17 protein-coding genes and 1 tRNA gene are annotated in these 20,424 nt (G+C 42.0%); 16 read left to right on the forward strand and 2 right to left on the reverse strand.

Translation table 11 applies throughout. The annotated features are described in order from the left end of the window. Positions 1-87 precede the first annotated feature (87 nt). The 3 genes from F0231_RS01090 to gntR all read left to right on the forward strand — a co-directional run bounded on the left by F0231_RS01090 (position 88) and on the right by gntR (position 3,197). Positions 88-588, forward strand: coding sequence for a gluconokinase (locus F0231_RS01090; RefSeq protein ID WP_171757867.1), 501 nt, complete (start codon positions 88-90; stop codon positions 586-588). Continuing rightward, entirely contained in the window at positions 585-2,078 is a 1,494-nt protein-coding gene (gene gndA, locus F0231_RS01095) for an NADP-dependent phosphogluconate dehydrogenase (protein ID WP_171757868.1), read from the forward strand. Before F0231_RS01090 ends, gndA begins: the two co-directional genes overlap by 4 nt. A gap of 117 nt (positions 2,079-2,195) precedes the next feature. Then, complete coding sequence (gene gntR, locus F0231_RS01100; protein WP_171757869.1) at positions 2,196-3,197, forward strand: gluconate operon transcriptional repressor GntR; 1,002 nt, start codon at positions 2,196-2,198, stop codon at positions 3,195-3,197. Between the two features lie 286 nt (positions 3,198-3,483). Here the strand turns inward: gntR and F0231_RS01105 are convergent, their stop codons facing one another. Continuing rightward, on the reverse strand, positions 3,484-5,028 hold the full coding sequence (locus F0231_RS01105) for a DUF3612 domain-containing protein (protein WP_171757870.1): 1,545 nt from the start codon (positions 5,026-5,028) through the stop codon (positions 3,484-3,486). Between the two features lie 176 nt (positions 5,029-5,204). On the opposite strand from F0231_RS01105, the gene F0231_RS01110 reads away from it, so the two are divergent. Further along, on the forward strand, positions 5,205-5,780 hold the full coding sequence (locus tag F0231_RS01110) for a hypothetical protein (RefSeq protein ID WP_171757871.1): 576 nt from the start codon (positions 5,205-5,207) through the stop codon (positions 5,778-5,780). Between the two features lie 62 nt (positions 5,781-5,842). On the opposite strand, the gene F0231_RS01115 is transcribed toward F0231_RS01110, so the two are convergent. Beyond that, positions 5,843-6,550 (reverse strand): MaoC family dehydratase, encoded by a 708-nt coding sequence (locus F0231_RS01115; protein WP_171757872.1) that lies wholly within the window; start codon positions 6,548-6,550, stop codon positions 5,843-5,845. Positions 6,551-6,866: 316 nt separating this feature from the next. Here F0231_RS01115 and F0231_RS01120 point away from each other — a divergent pair. From F0231_RS01120 to F0231_RS01175, 12 genes are all read left to right on the forward strand, one after another. Then, a tRNA-Ser gene (locus F0231_RS01120) sits at positions 6,867-6,957 on the forward strand. A gap of 84 nt (positions 6,958-7,041) precedes the next feature. Further along, the gene (locus F0231_RS01125) at positions 7,042-8,304 is read left to right on the forward strand and encodes a tyrosine-type recombinase/integrase (protein ID WP_171757873.1); all 1,263 of its coding nucleotides are present in this window, start codon (positions 7,042-7,044) and stop codon (positions 8,302-8,304) included. Between the two features lie 293 nt (positions 8,305-8,597). Next, complete coding sequence (locus F0231_RS01130) at positions 8,598-9,644, forward strand: hypothetical protein (RefSeq protein ID WP_253825689.1); 1,047 nt, start codon at positions 8,598-8,600, stop codon at positions 9,642-9,644. 144 nt (positions 9,645-9,788) lie between these two features. Further along, positions 9,789-9,974, forward strand: a complete 186-nt coding sequence (locus F0231_RS01135; protein ID WP_061066152.1) for a hypothetical protein — start codon at positions 9,789-9,791, stop codon at positions 9,972-9,974. 247 nt (positions 9,975-10,221) lie between these two features. Next, on the forward strand, positions 10,222-11,319 hold the full coding sequence (locus tag F0231_RS01140) for a site-specific integrase (protein WP_171757875.1): 1,098 nt from the start codon (positions 10,222-10,224) through the stop codon (positions 11,317-11,319). Then, on the forward strand, positions 11,316-11,534 hold the full coding sequence (locus F0231_RS01145; protein WP_171757876.1) for a hypothetical protein: 219 nt from the start codon (positions 11,316-11,318) through the stop codon (positions 11,532-11,534). Before F0231_RS01140 ends, F0231_RS01145 begins: the two co-directional genes overlap by 4 nt. Before the next feature lie 2 nt (positions 11,535-11,536). Continuing rightward, complete coding sequence (locus F0231_RS01150) at positions 11,537-13,027, forward strand: hypothetical protein (protein WP_171757877.1); 1,491 nt, start codon at positions 11,537-11,539, stop codon at positions 13,025-13,027. A gap of 66 nt (positions 13,028-13,093) precedes the next feature. After that, positions 13,094-13,855: a hypothetical protein gene (locus tag F0231_RS01155; protein ID WP_253825690.1), complete on the forward strand. Its 762-nt coding sequence runs from the start codon at positions 13,094-13,096 to the stop codon at positions 13,853-13,855. A 307-nt stretch (positions 13,856-14,162) separates the two neighbouring features. Continuing rightward, complete coding sequence (locus tag F0231_RS01160; protein ID WP_171757878.1) at positions 14,163-15,038, forward strand: DUF1837 domain-containing protein; 876 nt, start codon at positions 14,163-14,165, stop codon at positions 15,036-15,038. Between the two features lie 12 nt (positions 15,039-15,050). Further along, entirely contained in the window at positions 15,051-17,537 is a 2,487-nt protein-coding gene (locus tag F0231_RS01165; RefSeq protein WP_171757879.1) for a DEAD/DEAH box helicase, read from the forward strand. 58 nt (positions 17,538-17,595) lie between these two features. Next, the gene (locus F0231_RS01170; protein WP_171757880.1) at positions 17,596-18,744 is read left to right on the forward strand and encodes a hypothetical protein; all 1,149 of its coding nucleotides are present in this window, start codon (positions 17,596-17,598) and stop codon (positions 18,742-18,744) included. Between the two features lie 249 nt (positions 18,745-18,993). Further along, on the forward strand, positions 18,994-20,157 hold the full coding sequence (locus tag F0231_RS01175) for a reverse transcriptase family protein (protein WP_171757881.1): 1,164 nt from the start codon (positions 18,994-18,996) through the stop codon (positions 20,155-20,157). The last annotated feature ends 267 nt before the right edge of the window (positions 20,158-20,424 follow it).

The raw sequence follows: 20,424 nt of genomic DNA on the forward strand, positions 1-20,424 counted from the left end.
TTAAACCTCGATGACCCCTTAGAAAATATTTCCAGATTATAGAGACAGCCTCCAGTGAGAGTTGGAGGCTAAGGATAGTATTGTCCAATGAAAGCGAAAAAAATCTTAGTAATGGGCGTTTCAGGCTGCGGTAAAAGCTTGATTGGTAGCGAGATTGCTAACGCTCTAAACCTACCTTTCCATGATGGTGATGATTACCACCCACAAGCGAATGTGGACAAGATGGCTGAAGGTATTCCTCTTAATGATGATGACCGCCAAGGCTGGTTAGAAACTCTTAATAAGGTTTACACCGAGAATGATGCCGCGGTAATTGCATGCTCAGCGCTTAAACCTTCATACCGCGACATCCTTCGTCACAATAATGATGAACTGGTTATCGTCTACCTAAAAGGTGACTTTGACACGATTTGGAATCGTCATAAGGCGCGTGAGAATCACTACTTCAATGGTGAAGCGATGCTAAAAAGTCAGTTTGAAGCTCTGGTCGAGCCAACAACTGATGAAGCGCTACACATTGATATCAAACTTAGCGTTGAAGACGTTGTGAAACAGTCATTGGTTGCGATTGAGGAGCGAGCATCATGAGTCAGTCAAGTATTGCGATGATTGGTTTAGGTGTCATGGGCAAAAGCCTTGCACTTAACCTTATTGACCAAGGTTTTGATGTTACGGGTTTTGATATCAGCGAAGCACACCGCGAACGTGCACAGTCCGAAGCGAACGCGCTTGCTCAGCAAGTAAATAAAGGCAGCTTCGTTAAAGCTTCAGACCTGAATCACGTCCTAGATTCGCTAGTGAAGCCACGCGTGATCGCACTATCAGTACCGGCTGGTAACATAGTTGAAGCGGTGATTGATGATCTACTTGTCGCGGGTTTAGAACAAGATGACATTGTTATCGATACTGGTAACAGCCTTTGGACAGACACCGAAGCGCGTGAAGCTAAATATCGTGGGCGCTTGCGTTTTTTCTCTACCGCGGTATCGGGTGGTGAGGTTGGTGCACGTACTGGCCCTTCACTAATGGCGAGTGGTGATAAAGACGCATGGAACTACGTGAAACCAATGTGGGAAGCCATTTCTGCAAAGGTTGATAGTAAAGGTCTTCCAGTGGGTCAGTTTGATCAAGGTGAGCCTTGTGCCGCTTACTTAGGTCCTGCGGGGGCGGGGCACTATGTGAAGATGGTGCACAATGGTATTGAATACGCTGATATGCAGCTGATTTGTGAAGTGTACCATTTCATGTCTGAAGTATTGGGCATGTCTGCTCAAGATATTGGTGACGTTTTTGCAGATTGGAACTCAGGGATGCTTAACAGTTATCTAATGGAGATCAGTGCTGAAATCTTGAAAACGTTAGATCCTGTTTCTTCAAAGCCTTTTGTCGAAGTAGTGCTAGATAAAGCCGGTCAAAAAGGGACAGGCCTGTGGACAGCGGTAAACAGTCTGCAAGAGGGTGCGCCTGCTCCGACGATCGCTCAAGCTGTATTTGCCCGCGCACAAAGCAGTCAGAAATCAACTCGTGTTAAGGGTGCTCAGGTTCTAAAAACGCATGTCCAACCACGTTGTGGTATTAGCAAAGAAGAAACCATTGCAGAGCTTCACGATGCGCTCTACTGCGCGAAGTTATCCGTGTATGCGCAAGGCTTTGATTTGATGAAAGCGACATCAATCAAGGAGGGGTGGGATCTGGACTTCGCGCACATCGCCAAAATTTGGCGCGCGGGATGTATTATTCGTGCTGTCTTCTTACAAGACATTACCTCTGCTTATCAAACGAATGCCGATCTAGAGAACCTTCTGTTTGCAGAATGCTTTGTTGGTGAAGTCCACAACCGCTCTTTTGGTTGGCGTGCCGCCGTTGCAAACTCTGCGCTAACCGGAGTCCCAATGCCAGCGATTAGTTCAGCATTAAGCTATTTCGATTCTTTGCGCTGTGAAGTGCTTCCAGCCAACTTGCTGCAAGCACAACGAGACTACTTTGGTGCTCACAGTTACTCTCGCGTTGATGATGAAGAGTCAAACAAATACCACCTTACTTGGAGCGCTGAAAATCGCAGCCAAATAAGCGTATAAAAATAGAGCGTTCACAGAGATGTGAGCGCTTTTTTGTTATCTACAACAATAAAAACAGATCAATTCATAGGTATGATGTTACCAGTAACATCTAAAAGCAGTAATAAGAACTCAGTCATGGCCAATAAGAAAAAAAGACCCACATTACAAGACATCGCTGACCGAGTAGGCGTCACCAAGATGACCGTGAGCCGTTGCTTACGAGATCCATCATCCGTTTCAGAAACCGTAAAAGATAAAGTTAACCAAGCAGTAGAAGAGCTCGGTTACATCCCAAATCGTGCGCCTGATATTCTCTCGAATGCGAAGTCGAACGCGATTGGTGTCTTGGTTCCCTCATTAACGAACCAAGTTTTTGCCGAGGTGATTCGTGGTATCGAGTCTGTGACGACGCCTGCGGGTTATCAGACCATGATTGCTCACTATGGCTATAGTGAAGCACTAGAGGAAAAGAGCATCGCCTCTTTGCTCTCATACAATGTCGATGCCATCATCTTGTCGGAAAACGTTCACACAGAGAAAGCCCGAAAGATGCTCCAAACGGCGTCTATCCCCGTTATTGAGATCATGGATAGCTACTCCGATAAAATAGAGCAAGCTGTTGGCTTTGATAACGCGAAGGCATCTAAGGCGATGACTGAAGCGATTCTTGCGAAAGGAAGAAATCGTATTGCTTACTTTGCGGCTCGTATGGATGAGCGTACTCGTCTGAAAATGGAAGGGTATCAAGAAGCGATGGTGGAATCGGGTAATGAACCCGTCAGCCTACAAACGGAAGAAGCGTCTTCGTTTACTCTTGGCGCAAAGTTATTGTCTCAGCTAGTGGAACGACACCCTGAGGTTAATGGTATCGTATGTACTAATGATGATTTGGCGATTGGCGCGTTGTATGAGTGTCAACGTCGGGGAATACAGATCCCAGAACAAATGGCAATCGCGGGTTTCCATGGTCACGATATCAGTCAAGCAATGATCCCAAAGCTTGCAACGGTTGTTACCCCTCGTGAACAGATAGGGCAGGTCGCAGCGACAGAGCTGATCAATCGACTCCAAGGCCAAAAAGAGTGGGAAGAGTGCATCGATCTCGGTTATCAAATTGAGCTAGGTGAAAGTATTTAATTTGCATAATGCAAAGCGGATGATTTGCATTTTGTCTCATTTTGCAAAATGAAAATAAATTATGCGCTTAGTTTTTATGAAATGGGCTATAAAACAACCTAAATAGGCACTTAACAAGGTTTTAAAAGTTGGCACGCTCCGTGCATTATTAAGATTGACCCTTATTAAGCCGAGGGTCACCTAGCCAACTGACGTTGTTAGTGAACCTATTATTTTGTTCACACATATATATAGCCAATCACGATTATTGTGATTGGCTTTTTTTCTATCTAGCGTACGGAAATGCTTACCTATTCATTTGAACATCGATGCTATCTTCTTGGCATCCGTTGTAACAACTTGGCTTTCTTGGGCACACTGCTCCTCTTGAACAAATCACCCTAGCATCACTTTGAATCCCACGCTCAATCCAATTGATGTTGAGAATTTTCGCGATGGTCGTAAACTCTTTTTGCATATGACGAGGGATGGCTGCGCTTCCTCCGTTCCCCACACATAGTGATTTGAGCTCTTCGGCCAGCTCCAACGAGTTTCCGCCCTGCGCGTCAATCGCTGGGTTTAAATCGATACCAGCACACAGAACACGGTTGTTACCCGCTGGGTCGGTCATATTCACTGACTCACAGCAGTAAATTCTTGGTTCATCACCGACATGCAGAATAGAGATTTGTGCAGAGCTGCCTTGCTGTGGTTCCGATAATCGACGGAACACCGCCCAATGCTGGCAAGGGTCGTTAACTTTGCGCATATTCCCCCAAGGGAGAGGTATACCATTCCCTCGATATACCGCTTTTAGTTTGTTTTGTCCGTAAGCATCAAAGTAGTGCCAATGTGGATAAGGGGAAACGACAGTCATACGACGCATGGCAACCGACGGTGAGACCCCCGCTTTCAAGTGAACGTCTATCTCGTAGCCACTTCTATCCAACAGTTGTCTAAATGGAACCTTGGGGCAGAGCAGAGCGCCCGCAAAGAAGCTCGACTCGAAGTCACGCCATGCTTGTAAAATGTCTTGGGAGTTGAGTTCAGAGGTTGGAGCGACTTGGTTATGCTCTTCCCAACTGTTTGCGTGACCAACAGAGAGCACGCTCTTTAGCCCTTCTTTGCTATGAAGAACACAGTGACCAATATAGACAGCCAAATCGTACTTAAGGCGAGTGGGGTACTGCTTGAGTATCTCATTTAGATAGATACTGCCTGGCGGCTCGAAGAATGACGTTACCACTTGTTTTGCACTTACCCCAAGTTCGTCAACAACGTCTTTTGGTGGGCGAGAGATCCAACGAATCGTCAAACCTAAGCTGCGTGCGATATCCATCAAGTCTTCAGCGGATAGATTTAGGCGTTTAAGCCCGACTTCTTCAGCGGCGCGTTCTAAATCAGGAAAATGGTTTTGGTTGCTTTCTTGATGGGCGCGAATAAGCAAATGCGCAAACTGGCGGCCAGTAATACCAGTCTGAGAGAGCATTTCAGGTATGGCTATTTGTAGTATATCGTTTGAAAACAAAAAGCTCGGTTCCAGTGCCATTCCATTGATACCACCGCGATTCCCTTTATCAGGGGTGATATCGGCTTGCTCGGGTTCATCATCTAAAAACCACGCCGGATCTTTCTGAAAGACTTCAGCGATCACTTCGAGCATATCGATGCTTGGGACTCGTTTTCCCCGTTCAATCATCGAGAGGTATGACACCGAGGGTGCGTACTCTGGGTTAACCCGAATACATCGCGCAGAGAGATCTTCCATCGTTAAGTGGTTACGTTTACGAAGGTTTCTTATCTTGGTGCCCAAAAAATGGGACTGACGAATTAAGCTTTTTGACACTGGCATTTTGTAAAATTCACATTGTAAAATTTTTGTTGTGAAATTGTAGTCAAAAATTCACTAGTATACAAAGTAAGCAAAGTCACAAATTGGCAAATCAATGAAACACCAGTTTGGAATATTTGCTCTAGGACATAAAGCTGTGCAATTACTTTGAAATAACCGTCCGCGAGGGAAACGCTATGAACATGCTAACTATCGATAAAACAGAAATCCAAAAACAAGACAAACCATTTATCGCTGAAGCAGTCTTCGCGGTAGAGAAAACAAACTCGAAGCAATCTTCAGAAAAACAAAGCAAAGCGAAACAGCTGCTAGACCGCATGTTCCCGCTTGAGAACGGTTCACACCAAGAAGTAACCGCTTACATGGTTGATTACCGTCATTTGGTGGCTTACTTCAAAGATGGCACTCACAGTGGATTAAAGAGCAACAAGCACTTTGTCGCTTACAGTGGTGAAAAAGAGACTCCAACGTCAATTCTGTTTCGTGATGGCACAGGCAGTCACGTAGAGCTAACCTTTGGTGGGCATAAAGGGACGGGCTGTGTAGAGTTAATAACTATTGATGACATCCAGCTAGAAACGTGCACTATGTTTCCATCAGAAAGCTCTGAAATGTCAGCGATGCGACACTGGATTAGCTTGGTAAGAGGTGACGAAAAAGGTAAGCCTAAAGCGTGTACCGAAGCAAAAGCGTTTACAGGTAAAAGCGGTGAAGACTACGACCTAGAGTGTTGCTACACAATGCAGCGATAATTCCGAGTCCAATAACAAAAAAGGATACCAGCGAGGTATCCTTTTTTCGTTTTAATCTGTATTTAAAAGTGCAGTTGGATTACCGAAGTGACGACTGCACCAGGGCGACGAACGCCGTCAATCTCAACCTTGATTTCACGCTCAATTTCTAAGCCTTTACGGATTGGTGTCACTTTAGACAGAGTGCTGACTGCTCGAACACGGTTATCCGCTTTAACTGGGTATGGAAAACGAACTTGGTTGAGACCGATGTTCACGACCATTTTTGCTGTCGGGAACATGTTTTTGTCAGGGTCAACACTGTCAGTTAGCTTAGGCAGTAAGGCTAGAGTTAAAAAACCATGAGCAATAGTGGTTTTAAAAGGTGACTCTTCTGCTGCGCGCTCAGGATCGGTATGGATCCACTGCATGTCTTCTGTCACTTGACCAAACTGGTTGATGCGTTCTTGTGATACATCTAGCCAATCACCAGTGTGGATCACTTCGCCGATTTTTGCTTGTAGCTCAAGGTATAGAGCTTCTGCTTCTGGCTTTAGTTGGATTGGTTTAGGCTGAGCAGGTTGCTCTGGCTGAACAACGTCTGGCTTCACTTCATCATTAACGGCTGGAATATGGAAATCACGCAGACGAGTAAACAGGTGGCGGTTGTGAGCCTTATTTACAATTTCACCCCAGTACTCGCGCACTGCAGGAGCCATCCAGTGCACTAGCTCTGAATGTTGCTTAGAATTTGTTAAACCACGATGTTTAAATAAGTCAGCGACTTTCATAAAAACCTCAGTAAATGACCATATTGCTCAGTTAATCCGTTAATTTTGAAACAGTTCACACTATTGTGCAATTACTTTCGGGCGTACACCTGTTTCTCGAAAGTCACTATTCCCTTTAAAATCAATGATATATTAATAAAACACTATTTTATTAGAAAAGTGTCAATAGAGTATTTATTTCATGATTTACGCTTAATTCAGGCTGAAACCTCTTAGTTTTAACGTCTGAGCTGTTTAGATTATCAACACTTGAACCATAGGCAGTGAATTAATGCTTTACAACTCTTGGGCTTATACCTATTATGCATCCCGCAACGGAGAGATGGCTGAGTGGTTGAAAGCACCGGTCTTGAAAACCGGCATACGTTAATAGCGTATCTAGGGTTCAAATCCCTATCTCTCCGCCACTTTTAAAGATTAAACCGCTGTTTTTACAGCGGTTTTTTCGTTTTCATAACTCAAAAGTCGACAAATACAAGAGGATGATACAGATGTATTTGTTTCGACAACCTAATAGCGTGTACTACACACGTGTTGCAATCCCGACTTCCCTTCAAAAAAACGGTTTTCCTAAGGAAATTCGCTTATCCCTAGCCACGCGTGATCGCCGTATGGCTTACAAACGCAATCTTGACCAGACAAAAGTAATCTTCGAGCTTTTCGAGTTAGCACAGACAAAGTTTTTACCCTTTCCAGATTTTAAGCAAAAGCTTAATGCTGAGATTAACAAGCTTAGAGTCTCTTTTAATAAACAAACAGGTGATGGAGACTCAACATGTCGTCTGCTCTCGGAAACGTATGAGCCCAAGCCAAATAAACAGATACCATCCATCAATAATGATGCTCTTAATCGTTTTATTGAATCTAAGCGCCTAGAAAAAGTCACTAACCTCACTCTTAAGCAGTTAAAGCAGCGTAATGGGGATTTTTTAAAGTTTGTAGAGCAACAGGAAGGAACGAGTATCACCAGTAGCGTTGCTATGGCTTATCGAGATAAGCTCTTAGGTCGAGGATTAAGCCATAAGACTTTAAGGGACTATCTCGCGGCCATCAAACAATTCATGAATTGGTGTGTCGTGCAAGAGCTGATAGCCAACAACCCATTTGCACATGTAAAGCTACCCTCCCAAAACACCTCGTCTCATTCCCAGCGCCTACGCTGGGGAGAAAAGGAGCTAACACGCCTGCTTGCCAGTCGTGCTTTTCAAGAGCAGGATTCATCCTTCCAATGGGCCACTAAAGTCATGATGTTGCATGGCTGCCGTCCTTCGGAAGCTTGCCAACTTCGAGTAGCTGATATCCACATAGATGGCCCGATACCAACCATCTCTTTTACCGACAACGGAGAGCAGCAACACCTGAAAAATGCATCTTCTAAACGGAAAGTTCCCATCCATAAAGGGTTAATAAAAATGGGCTTTCTCGAATATGTGAAATCTCGGCAAGATAAAAAACAAATGCAGCTCTTTGATTTTACCCCTCGGGGTAAGGATTCCGATTGGTCAAAGGATTTCAGAGACAGCATGGGTGACGTTCTGACTGCTTGTGGGTTTAAAGCAGGTAGTCGCCCCACTGCGTACTCTTTCCGACACACATTCGTCGATGAACTAAAGCAAGCTAATATTGAAGAACATGTGGTAGCTCAAATCGTAGGGCATAAAAATACCAGCATGACCTACGGACACTACGGCAAGCAACTTCCAGCAGAGAAGCTGGTGCATGCTGTTAATGCATTTACGCTTAATCGGTTCTAAATCTCTTGCATTGAAAATTTAGAACCGATTACAATGAGTGCGGATGACATACACTGGTCGCTGGCGATACCTACCTCTGTCCGTACTCAATTTAACTTAATTTAAAGTCTTTGTGCTGAAACCCAGTGCATTAGTAAGCTTTTGTAAACGCCAGCCGCAGCTTGCTATTGCATGTCGGAGAGACAGCTATGCGTTTACGCAACAAATCGACTTACACTAAGTTAACCAACGCTTTCAATGAACATCTAAGACGCAATCTAGAGCTAAGTATTCCTTTTCGTCAGAGGGATAATATGCTTGCGTACATTTTGTTTAATCTCAGCCCTAATGAAGTCCACCAAAGGTTAAGTCGAAATAAAGATGTATTGGTGGATTGGAAGCAAGAAAGTGACTCCGTTTTAGAGGCTCGCTTTCAAAACACCATTTGGCAACGTGTCACCAGGGCTTTCTGCGATTACAGCTTATCGGAAGAGCAGTTGATCGAGTTAGTCGCAAGCACTATCAAACCAGCTCTGTTAGATTTAGAGCCATCTTTAATATCTATGAGCTTTCAAAGTGCACTCGGTATCGAATTTGTTTTAGTAACGGATGAAAACGAAACAAAAGCATCCACAGGTCATTATCTTTTAAAATGGCATCTTCCTTCACGAGATAACATGATCGTTCCCAACTCATGGACGGGACTAGATAATAAGCGCCTTTACACTCCCAGCAGTGTCAAAGAGCGTTATTCTGCTTTTGATGAACAGAGCTATAAGATCATGTCACTTTCATGTAACGAGGTTCTAATTGATGCTTATCGGCATGCACCTAAACTGAATAGTCAGTACTCTTCCCTTTATAACGAACTTCATCAATTGCGTGACTGTCATCTTTTGCTCTTGTTTGTACATGAGCATTATCGACTTGCAGAGATAATGACGCAGGGTATTGTTGATCACTATGAAAACGAGTGCCGTTTTGAAAAAAAAGGAGAATCAGGTATTGGTGACGATATTAGTTGGTTTTCTGAGCTTCAAGCGATTAATTTCTCGCTCTACAGTTTGTGGAATATCGTTGAAGAAGAGTATGAGGAGTTTGCTTATAAGAACCACATACCAACCAGGAACGATTACGTCGATGAGCTGTATCTGCTGATAATGCAATACCTGTTTGAAACGGGTTTGGTAAATCAACAAAATAAAGAGCTGTGTGATGACGTTACGCTGACTTATGCAGTGAATGATGCCGTGAAGAACTCAGTAGGCAGTTTGCATCATCAATTAACACGAGGAGTCCGTTTGCTTACTCATGGCAATCCTAGCAATTTTCTACTTAGTTTAATCCCAGAAGTGAATTAAATAGCCATTGTTGCAGCGACAGATTTACAAAATCAATGTCGTTGCTCACTCATGGTAATCCGATGGAGTTACTTATGAGCAGAACTTTAATCACCCGTATTCGCAGCGCTTTTGAAAGCGCTGCAATCTAACTGAAGCAAAGACATGAGTGAAACAAAAAATCAACCTGATGAGTTCGTTAGAAAGTCATCGTCTGTAGAACTCAATAGCCAAACAAAAATTGAGCGAGGAGATAGCAAAATGAAGCATCGACGAAAGCGTAAATACTACTCAGAACAAGAGGCTGAGAAGTTTGCAGAACATGTCAGTAAAGCAGCAAGAAAAGTTTAATCGGTCGGTTTACCCTCAAAGAGATCAGCCGTTACACCTCTTGAAGTTCAACCACTGGAAGGCAGTACCGCCTTCCATTTTTTTTGAAAAAAAATGCTAACTCTTAACTGATTGATTAAGAACGAAAGTGCTCTGATTTTATAATAAGTAACTAATAATATTAGTATTTTCAGTTTGGACTTCCTGATTTTGCCTAGATATGATGCTCTCAAATAGAAGAGCAGCCATAGCTGCCTAAGTTGAGAAAATGGAAAACAGGAACCCCAAAAAATTTAAAGATTACGCAGATAAATTCATCAAAAGCCGAAAATTCAGAGTTGCTCCATCAACTCTTGTTAACAACAAGTGCAAAGCGAACGCCTTGAAGCGCTACTTCGGTGAGACATTAATCTCCGACATTTGTCATAGCGACATTCTAGATTTATTTGACGACCTCCACGAGCGTTATGCGAACAAAACAATCAATGAGTTCATGACCGTATTGCGAGGTACTTTTAAGCACGCGGCCAGTGATGGTGCTATTGGTGTTAGCCCAATGTTAGACGTCAAGAACTTTAAAGCGTGCAAAGTTGAACCGAAGCCTTTCTCTAAAGCGGAACTGAACAGCCTTCACAATACTCATGGTTGTCTACATGGCAAGCATGCGCTCATGTTGAATGTTCTTATTGGTGTTCGGATTAGTGAACTGATTGCACTAACTTGGGAAGATATCGACTTTAAGCGCAAGGAAATGTTTGTTCGTCGGGCCAAGGTGCTCAGTGATTACAAGACTCCAAAAACTGAAGAGTCAATAAGGAAAGTCGAGCTCAATGAGTTGGCTATTCAAGTGTTGCTAAAACAGCTTAAGCTGACAGGTGACAAGGCGACTCGTGAAATCTCGGTGCTGCAAAGTGATAACAAAAGTCGTATCAAAGAACACTTACAGTTTGTCTTTTACAACAGTCAAACTGATGCCCCTTTCATTCACGCAGCGCAGTTTAATAAAACCTTTTTCAAGCCATTTCTAGAAAAGGCTGGAGTGGAGCACCGTGGCGCAAGTCAACTTCGACATACTTTTGCGAGTCAAAACCTGACGGCAGGTATTTCTAAAGAGTGGATTGCGCGTCAGATGGGCCATAGCGATACGGCAATGATAGACAAACATTATGGCAAATGGATAGCTGTAGACTCCCCCGACTACGCAAGTGCCTCGGCAAGGAACCTGTCTAGTACGTTTGATATGGAAGTCTCTGAGCCCGTGCCTGTGACAGAAATTTCATCTGAGTTCGTAGCTTTGATTCAAGTGCTACAAACTAAACCTGAGCTTCTCGCTGCGGTAAAAATGCTTGTCGGGAGTCAGCCATGATTACTCTCGACACCATTGTCATCTGTGTTGTCAGCCATGGCAGTTTCACTGCCAAGAATGGCACCATTGGTGCCAAAGTCATTCACTTAAAAAGTGAGATGACTAAGCAACCCGCTGCGCTCCCGTCACACTTTTTGTTCCAAAAAGATGAACGTGAGCTGCGGGCAAGAGATGGCTCTCTTGACTCTCTACCATACTCACCCCTTCGGGGGTGACTATGAAGGAAATTCGATTCTTTCATCGACGCTTTAACTTCACATCAAAACCAGTTGATCGAGTTAAGTGCGAACACTCTCTAGCTCACTCATTACGTATTGCACCACCCACCGCTGTTAATGACTCTAAGCGGTTAGAGTGGAATAAGGAGCTGGCAGATACCAACTTAATTTGGCTAGGGTCAAAGGTTTTACCCTTGCACTCATTGCCCGAAGATGAGCGTTTAGAGCTGTTGTATCAGTTGGCACCGCAGCCAAAAATTCGCAATCAATCGAAATTGCAAACTCAGCAGCGGCAGTATCGCCTCAAAATGAACAACGCCATTAAGAGTGAAACAACCAAAGGAAATACCGAGGCTGCGGAGTTTTTGCAAGCAGTCTTAAACGCAAAAGGGCATGTGCCCTACTCATGTATCGAGCAATTTAAAAAGCTGAAAATGCAGCGGAAAAAGCAACGCATCAAGATGCTAGAAACGTATCTGAATGCTTATAACCAGTTGCAGAAGCGACCAGCAGCGAACAATGTATTTCTGCAAGAAGGCATTTTTAAAGTTCCGCATCAATGGAACGTTGGCAACGACACCATAACGCTTGAAGAATACATTTCATTTACGCGTGAGTTTTTGAAGCACCATTATCCTGCTTATGATATTCAAGCAATTATTGGACATGATGATGAGCGAAATGTTGATGTCAATACTGGAGCACATACTCACTACTTTATCTCGGGTAGGAACAACCAAACTGGTGAATATGACTTGAGGAAAACTCAGATTAACATCGTTAATGAGTATATTCGTGAAAACCACCGCAGCGAAGCGTTGCTTCCCGAGGATGGCAAGCTTACCAGGAAGCTCAGTCAAAAGTTTGGTCATTACCATCAACGTATGATGCTTGATTTTGCCAATGAGCACCTTTTTAAAAACAAGGGGCTAAAAGCTGAATTTGCTCCTGAAGCAGAGCGAAAATCCGCGCAGCGCAAGAAGATAGACAAGGAAGCAAACTTGCCTAAGTCTGCTCGAAGCCATAACTACTACACGCACCAACTTGAGTTGGTTCAAGCAAAGGTTCATTCAGCAGAACAGCAATACAATGAGCTAGTAGAAAACACTCATTCCTTAAAAGATAACTTTGACAAGTTACTCAATGACGTGGCTCAAGTGCAGGTCAACCTTAGTGAGCTTCAAGTTGAAAAAGATACAGTAACCACTGAGATAACAGAGCTTAAAGATCAACAATCAAGGTTATCCCAACTGGCTCTAGAGCTAACTGACGCTATCGTTCCGAGGTTGGTCAGTGTGTTCAAGAAAGTGCTACTAGCTATCAATGCGCGTGACAACAAAGTGGCAAAAAAACAAGCCGAGTATCTTGAGTCCGCTTTCAGTGCCGCGTTAGAGCTTCCTCCTTCGGTAGCGCAAGGGGTTACCAGAGAAATTAAGGCTATTAAAAAGGCCAATACTGCAATTGAAGCCGAAGCTTCAATAGATAAGTAAGTTAGTTAACGTGACTAACTTACTTCACTAACTAACCTAAAAATGATAACTAAAAACAGGTGAAAAATGGCTAGACCAAAATCATATACGGATGACGATATCATCAACATTGCGACTCAATTGATCAGTAAAGGAAAGAAGCCTTCGGGCTGGTACATCAAGGAAGCGCTTGGCAGAGGAAGAATTTCTACTATTCAAGCGGATTTAGATCGTCTCATACAAGGTGGACATATCTCTGTTGAAGCCCGTAATGCGCAAGACTATAAAGAGTGTGAAGCTACCCTTGCTTTTCTGTCATATGACCTTCCAGTGGAGTTGCAGGAACTTTTAGCTAAGCGGGAGGAAGAGCTTTGTAAAGTAATGCGTGATATGACGACTGCTTTGAATAACAAGGCGCACGAGCATTATGAAACTATGATGGCTATTCGTGTCAGAGATCTCGACGCAAAGTACAATCTAACATATAGAGCTAAGGAGCAAGCTGAAGCTGACTTTGCTGATATTGAAGAACGGCTTAAGAAACAAGTTGTGGAAAAAGAACAACTTGAAGATAAAATTGAAGAACTAGAATGTAAGCTGGCTGAATCACGGCAAAGCCACTCGGATTTACTTCAGCACAACCTCAAACTTACAAGTAATTTGAACTCAATTACCGATAAGTACGAAGTACTTCAAGGGACTTACCAAGGCATCAACGAACAGCTATCAGCACTGCAAAGTGAGTATACATCTGTGAAAGTGAAGCTGGATTCTGCGCTAAGTGAGAATGAAAGCCTTCAATCACACATTGTTGAGTTGTCTGCTGGGTATGATGAGGCGAATAACTAAAGTGAAAGATTATCAGGACGCATTACATACGCCAGAAAGTTATGTGGATGACTTAAGAAAATCAAGTAACGAACTCACTAATCGTTTGAAAGTCTTTGAAAATCCACTGCGTAAACTGAATAGATACTAACGGTTGAAATTGAAAGGTACATTAGCCAGAAACCTCGCAATTCATTTAATAACGATACTTTGCATTCGGTCACAGCATGTGAGAGATACATAAAACCATTGTATGAGTAGGTGTAAAGATATGCCATAATGCAAAACTGGTTTCACTGCATCACAAGTTGAAAGGAATGAGTATTTGATGAAGTTTGATCACCTCTTGTCTAATACTGAGTCTTTAATGAACCAAATCTATTGGTTTAAACAAGACATAGATTCCCCAAAAGGGGCATCTCATAGAGGAGTATCGATAAAATATGTTGATATTCAAGAAAGGCGTTCAAGTTTTATACGTGAACTTAAAAGTACGGCATTAAACTGGGTGTATTCGACAAGCAAGTATAATCAGCTTTTCGCTCAAGAGATGCAGGCAAGAAATGGAGATGTTCAAAATACTTGCTCATACCTAATGCAAGTCGCAGATCAAAAGTTTAGGAAAGGTTGTCCGCAGGGTCAGTATGGTGAACTCCTTTTGTTTAACTTCATTCAACATTTCTTTAGAGCTCCTCCATTGTTACGGAAAATGTCTTTGACAACAAACCCTGGGTTGGAGCGACACGGCGCTGATGCTATTCATTACCGCGAAGATGATTCTAGTAAATGTTTTATCCTCGGTGAATCAAAATGTTATGAATCTAAGTACAAGTTTAATGAAGCCTTACAAGCTTCAATAAATAGTATTGTAGATTCATTTGAAAACATTGATAACGAGTTGATTTTGTATCAACTTGATGACTTCATTGACCCTAACCTTCAAGATATTGCTAGGCAGTTGAAAGATGGCACATTGGAATCACCGCGTTTCGAGTTGGTTTGTCTCATTGCTTATGAAGAAACCCGAAAGGTCGACGGACTTACTCAAACAGAAATACAAGATAAAATTGAAAGTTGCCTCGCTTACAGATGGCAAAATGTAAAAGACAATCTCTATAACGGTGTTCGTCCTGCCATTGTGGAGCGGATTCACTACGTAGTATTTCCTACTTGGTCATTAAATGACCTCCTCAACGAATTTTAGTGCCTAGTTTTTATGACCGATAGAACCATCTTGAGACAGTTGCTTGAAATCGAACTCAATAATTTCGCAGTAAAAATGAGCTTGATTGATGCTGAACATACTTACATACCATACAAACTATGTCTTGAAGCTCTCAACTTACTCAAAGACGTTTCGAACAGTGAAGATACTGACTTCAACAGGCAAATTGCTATTAGTATCGTTTCGCTATTGTGGACTCACTCAGAAACATCAATTAAAGACAATCTAAGACAGATCATTACTCCTATCTTATCTTCCATGGGATTTTCTCCAAGCTCTATGATGCTAGACGAGCAACTTAGAGAAGAAGGCGTTTACTCCCCGATGAATAGCTATATTGATAAGTTACGAGTACTAATCCATGACCGAAAAAATCAAATAACCATCGGTGAAAAGACGTACACACTTACTGGCTTTCAATCCGACCTTTGGCAGGCAATAGAGCAAAATAGATTAGTAGGTATCTCAGCTCCGACCTCAGCTGGTAAGTCCTTTCTAATATATCTAAAAATTATTGATATGCTAAAACAAGGGGCACGTAAGTTCGTCTATGTGGTGCCAACTCTGAGCCTTATTAGCCAAGTAACGGCAGACTTGTCCAAGCTCATGCGTGAGCATGGTATAAGGGATATCGATGTATTGAATTCCTTTGAAGAAGAGCTCGAAGAATTCATCTATGTTGTCACTCAAGAGAGAGCAATTGCGCTTTTCTCTGAGTCAGGTGTTTGCAATTTAGATATGTTGGTTGTAGACGAGATTCAAAACATTGAAAAGGTTGCGAATGAAGGTGAAGACCGCTCCAAAGTTCTATACGATGTTTTAATAGATGTTCGGAATGATGCCAATGTAGATAAGATCATTCTGAGCGGGCCAAGACTTAAAAATATCGGGGGGCTTGGGTTTAGGATCTTTGGCGAAGTATCAGAGGAAAAACAAACTGACTCTCCTCCTGTTTTAAGCCTTACCTATTCTATATCTAAAAAAAGGGGGACTTACCTTCTTAACCAATACTCAGCGCTTTTTGACGTGCCGTTACAAAGGACTATAGAAAACTCTAGTCATATTAAAGGATTGGGGCAAGTTCAGTACACACCAAAGTTCAATGGCTACTTACATAGGACGCTCTCTAGCCTTTCTGATGACGTAAATGTTGTTTTTTCACCTACCTCAACACAAGCGAGAAAATCGGCTGATCAATTCGCAAAGTATATAGAACCAGATAATAGTAAAGCGTTGGGTAGCTTATCCAGCTACCTAAGAAGTTCTGTACATTCGAACTACGAGTTAGCAACAATCGTGGAGTCTGGTGTTGCTTACCATACAGGAAAGACACCAATGCATGTTAGAAAAAGCATAGAGCATGCGACGTCTAGGCAGTTTATTAAATATCTTTTCTGTACAACTACCCTAATGCAAGGTGTTAACCTTCCTGCGAAAAATGTAATTGTCCGAAACCCGAATCTCTTCACCAAAAGAAAGCAAGATAGCGTCAGTTTATCCGCTTATGAATTTGCCAACTTACGAGGGCGTGCAGGGAGACTACTTACCGACTTCATAGGTCGAACCATCGTTCTAGATGAAGGTTCTTTTGACTCAGAAAATCATGGAAACAGTGGTTCATCTTTATTTCCTGAAGAATATAAAGACATACGCACAGGCTACCAAGATATCTATCAACAACATGCGGATTTTGTTGATGAAGTGCTTTCGCGAGATCAAGTAGTTGATGGTGCACCATCAAAGGCGCTCATTACACATATAAGGCAAATGCTCTATAGACACGGTAAAGAGAAAGGAGTTTCTCGACTTAAAGATGTTGGCTTGCACCTAGAGGTAGGTCTAATTAATGACATAATGAAGAGTCTTGAAAAACTAAATGTTGAAAGAGACCTTGTTTTAGCCAATAGGTACTGGGATCCCGTTGATTTGGCGAGGTTAACTCAAATTTACCAGTCCAATTATCAACCACTTGCTACGAATATTTTTGAACCAGGGATGTATCAAGGTTTCTTAGACTGGATGACTACAATGCGTATGGAGTTTCCTTATTACTTCAAACGTTACCTAGGAAAGATCGATAATGATGGATATATGTATGGTGTCGCTAAGAGTGCAGAGAGCTGGGTAAGAGAAAAGCCTTTACGTGACATTCTCCATGCAAGATTTCATTCTGATGATGTCGGTATTGATAACAAGATAGACTCGGAAATAGAAAAACTTGGGAAACACGTAAGTTATGGTTTACCTATGTTGTTAAAACCAATTGCAGACCTAGGACATAAAAATTCGAGTATCATTTCTGTTATTGAGTTAGGCATGCACACACCATTAGCTAGATATCTATCTGATAGGGGTGTTCCCAGAGAGACTGCTATCAAAGTGAGTCAACTTCACCCTTCAAATGTCCAGTTTGACAAGAACCTAACAAGAAGAATGTTGAACTACTGGGAGTTACAACATATGCAACATATACTTTAGATTAAGTTTGCAGATATCTGTGACAATTGAAGTACTATCAATGGTGTTTTAGACCTTTATGCTAAGTAACATGACTTATTGCCAATCCTTCATCAAACAGTTTAAAACTGAAGATCAAGGACTGGCTCGCGACTTACTTGACAGTTTAGTAGTAATACCAACTAGTCGAGTAATCAACGATTTATCGTATCAACTTGAACAAATCATGGTGCAATATGATAGTGTCGCGATTTATCCGATAAGAGAACTGTTAATCGGAGAAACGAGCTACTTCGATGTGGCAGATGACAATATAGTCCCTCTACTTCAGCAAGGCAGTGAGCCATTAGGTAGTGAAGCATTTGTATCCAATATAATTACTAATTTATCAAGAGCTTTTAAACCTAAAGTTATACTACAACAACAACTTTCCCCCTCTCTCTCATTACTACGAACAAAGAAGTGCCAAGCGATATTACTAGTTGATGACATGATTGGCTCGGGGAAAAGAACTTCTGATTTTATTAAGGCTGTTTATAATCACAAAACAATAAAAAGTTGGGTTTCGGGGCGCAAGTTAGATATACATGTGGTCTCTTTTATGGGCTCTGAGCAAGGACTTGATTATCTTGAGTTCTGGGAGAAAAAAGCTAGAGTTAAAATTCACAATCTTGCGGCATGCCCCACTTTCTATGACTTACCAAATCATCAAGCCTTGCTAAGGTTATGTGAAGACTATGCTCATAATAAAGAACGTATGCCATTAGGCTTTAAGGACACAGCTGTTCGGGTCGTATTCACACATTCGGCACCTAACAACTTACCCGCAATTTTGTATAGGAATGTCTCTAAATATAAAGCCACCTCAACATCTAAGAGGGGAGTCACAAAAATTTGGAAGGCTTTATTTCCCGTTCGTTCGATACCTGTGCAGTTTAGAGTGAATTTGGAACATATAGATGAGCAACAACTTCCGACCTCTGTACGATTTAAGCAGTTTCTGACGGCAGTAAATGACGGCTTCACAAACCCTATTGATATACATCTTATTTTGAATTGGTCGTACTCTGTGTGCCAAGAGATTCTCAACTTGATGGTGGATATGGAATTGTTGACAATTGAGTCTTCAGAGATTTCTATCACTGAACGAGGGGTTAAGGAGCTTTCTAGGTGGAAGATTAAAAACTATCACATTGAATTTAATGATAAAAACTATTATCCTAAGTAATGTTAGTTGGGCCGTGAGCATCATACTGCTAGTTTAGCCATATGGCTTACATGTGGCGCACTATTTTATTCCAGGATAGTGTTCGACCTTAACTTTTCCGAAGTTAAGGGAGGTAACTTGGAGAGCATGTTAAGTGTTTTCTATGAAAAATGTCTCGCATTAATCCGCAGCCCACTGCTTCATTAATCTCTGGTGCGTAGCCTTCCGAGTATTAATGAAGCAGTGCTCGGGAACATCAAAGGTAGCTGTATGACGATCGGCCCAACTCACACTTATATTCAAGAAGGCTTAGAAAAGGGCATTTCAGAAAAAAGACTTCAAGGAATTGTTTACGAGTCCCTCAAAAGAAGCAATACATCCGTTCCATTTGTATTTAGCTTAAACCACATATGCCATATCACAGGCGCAAGCTACCCTTCCCTTAGAGAAATCGTTCGTCGTAATGAGACGCCCTATTGTTTCCACAGAATCCGTAAAAAAAGCGGGGGGCACAGATTTTTAACAGTTCCAAATGCCGAATTAAAAGTGGTACAAACTTGGATCAATAAAGAAATATTAGCGTCGCAAGCTCCTCACTTTAGATGCTACTCGTACCACTCTAAATCTTCTATTTTCAAGTGTGCTGAAGAGCACTGTTCATCGAAGTGGCTTATCAAAATAGACATTGAAAACTTTTTTGACTCAATTTCTGAAGTAATGGTCTACAAAGTATTTAGAAAACTCGGTTACAAACCTTTGTTAGCTTTTGAGTTAGGGCGAATATGCACGTATCAACCTACTCATTTAAGAATTAAAAACACCTTAAAGTGGCGCAGTTTCAACACGAATTCGGCAGAGTACCCATACAAACGAAAGGGAGTTAGCTTCTTTGGTAGACTTCCCCAGGGGGCTCCAACTAGCCCGATGTTGTCAAATTTGGTTTTCCAAGAAATTGATGAGGAACTTCATAGTTATGCTTCAGAGAATGGACTCGTTTACACAAGATATGCTGATGATTTAACTTTTTCGACTATTGATAGAAGGTTTTCGAGAGAAAGAGCTATCAAGTTTGTAAGACATGTAAAAAAGGTTCTGAGAGCAGGAAATTTCAGCACAAATAAGTCCAAGTTGAAAATAATTCCTCCTGGCTGTAGAAAAGTAGTACTTGGATTAAACATAGATGGTCAAAAACCTTTACTATCTAAAGGCTTCAAAAAGCGATTAGAAGGTCATCTGCGCGGAATTGAGAAGTTTGGTATACCACAACATCTTGAGCACAAAAGATTTCAAACGGTGTTTGGCATGGTCTCGCATTTAAACGGACTGATCGGGTATGCAAAACAAATTGACTATGAATACGGCAACAGGATGGAAGCTAGATTCTCAAATGTTCTTACACAAAATGGAATAGTAAACGAGAGCTTCCAAACTTAGTTGTAGGTCGTACGTGTTCACTATTTATAGTTGCAATATTCGCCTTTTTCTGGTTTGATCTGTATCAGACAGATGGTAAATTCGGCTTTTGAGAGTCAAAGTTAAGTCATTGTAAAACAAGCGTTTTAATCTTGCGGATATAGCTTTCAAATCCCTATCTCTCCGCCACATTCTAAGCCCTAGCAGAAATGCTGGGGCTTTTTCGTTTTCGGAGAGCGAATTCATTGATAGGGATTCATTAAATCCCTAATTGAGCTTAACCCCAGC

Origin of the sequence: Vibrio sp. RE86 (assembly GCF_013114545.1) — a bacterium.
Taxonomy (GTDB): domain Bacteria; phylum Pseudomonadota; class Gammaproteobacteria; order Enterobacterales; family Vibrionaceae; genus Vibrio.

Excerpts from the sequence above, each read along its gene's own strand:
- F0231_RS01090 (WP_171757867.1), top strand. The coding sequence starts at position 88 with ATGAAAGCGAAAAAAATCTTAGTAATGGGCGTTTCAGGCTGCGGTAAA.
- gndA (WP_171757868.1), top strand. The coding sequence starts at position 585 with ATGAGTCAGTCAAGTATTGCGATGATTGGTTTAGGTGTCATGGGCAAA.
- gntR (WP_171757869.1), top strand. The coding sequence starts at position 2,196 with ATGGCCAATAAGAAAAAAAGACCCACATTACAAGACATCGCTGACCGA.
- F0231_RS01105 (WP_171757870.1), bottom strand. The coding sequence starts at position 5,028 with ATGCCAGTGTCAAAAAGCTTAATTCGTCAGTCCCATTTTTTGGGCACC.
- F0231_RS01110 (WP_171757871.1), top strand. The coding sequence starts at position 5,205 with ATGAACATGCTAACTATCGATAAAACAGAAATCCAAAAACAAGACAAA.
- F0231_RS01115 (WP_171757872.1), bottom strand. The coding sequence starts at position 6,550 with ATGAAAGTCGCTGACTTATTTAAACATCGTGGTTTAACAAATTCTAAG.
- F0231_RS01125 (WP_171757873.1), top strand. The coding sequence starts at position 7,042 with ATGTATTTGTTTCGACAACCTAATAGCGTGTACTACACACGTGTTGCA.
- F0231_RS01130 (WP_253825689.1), top strand. The coding sequence starts at position 8,598 with ATGCTTGCGTACATTTTGTTTAATCTCAGCCCTAATGAAGTCCACCAA.
- F0231_RS01135 (WP_061066152.1), top strand. The coding sequence starts at position 9,789 with ATGAGTGAAACAAAAAATCAACCTGATGAGTTCGTTAGAAAGTCATCG.
- F0231_RS01140 (WP_171757875.1), top strand. The coding sequence starts at position 10,222 with ATGGAAAACAGGAACCCCAAAAAATTTAAAGATTACGCAGATAAATTC.
- F0231_RS01145 (WP_171757876.1), top strand. The coding sequence starts at position 11,316 with ATGATTACTCTCGACACCATTGTCATCTGTGTTGTCAGCCATGGCAGT.
- F0231_RS01150 (WP_171757877.1), top strand. The coding sequence starts at position 11,537 with ATGAAGGAAATTCGATTCTTTCATCGACGCTTTAACTTCACATCAAAA.
- F0231_RS01155 (WP_253825690.1), top strand. The coding sequence starts at position 13,094 with ATGGCTAGACCAAAATCATATACGGATGACGATATCATCAACATTGCG.
- F0231_RS01160 (WP_171757878.1), top strand. The coding sequence starts at position 14,163 with ATGAAGTTTGATCACCTCTTGTCTAATACTGAGTCTTTAATGAACCAA.
- F0231_RS01165 (WP_171757879.1), top strand. The coding sequence starts at position 15,051 with ATGACCGATAGAACCATCTTGAGACAGTTGCTTGAAATCGAACTCAAT.
- F0231_RS01170 (WP_171757880.1), top strand. The coding sequence starts at position 17,596 with ATGCTAAGTAACATGACTTATTGCCAATCCTTCATCAAACAGTTTAAA.
- F0231_RS01175 (WP_171757881.1), top strand. The coding sequence starts at position 18,994 with ATGACGATCGGCCCAACTCACACTTATATTCAAGAAGGCTTAGAAAAG.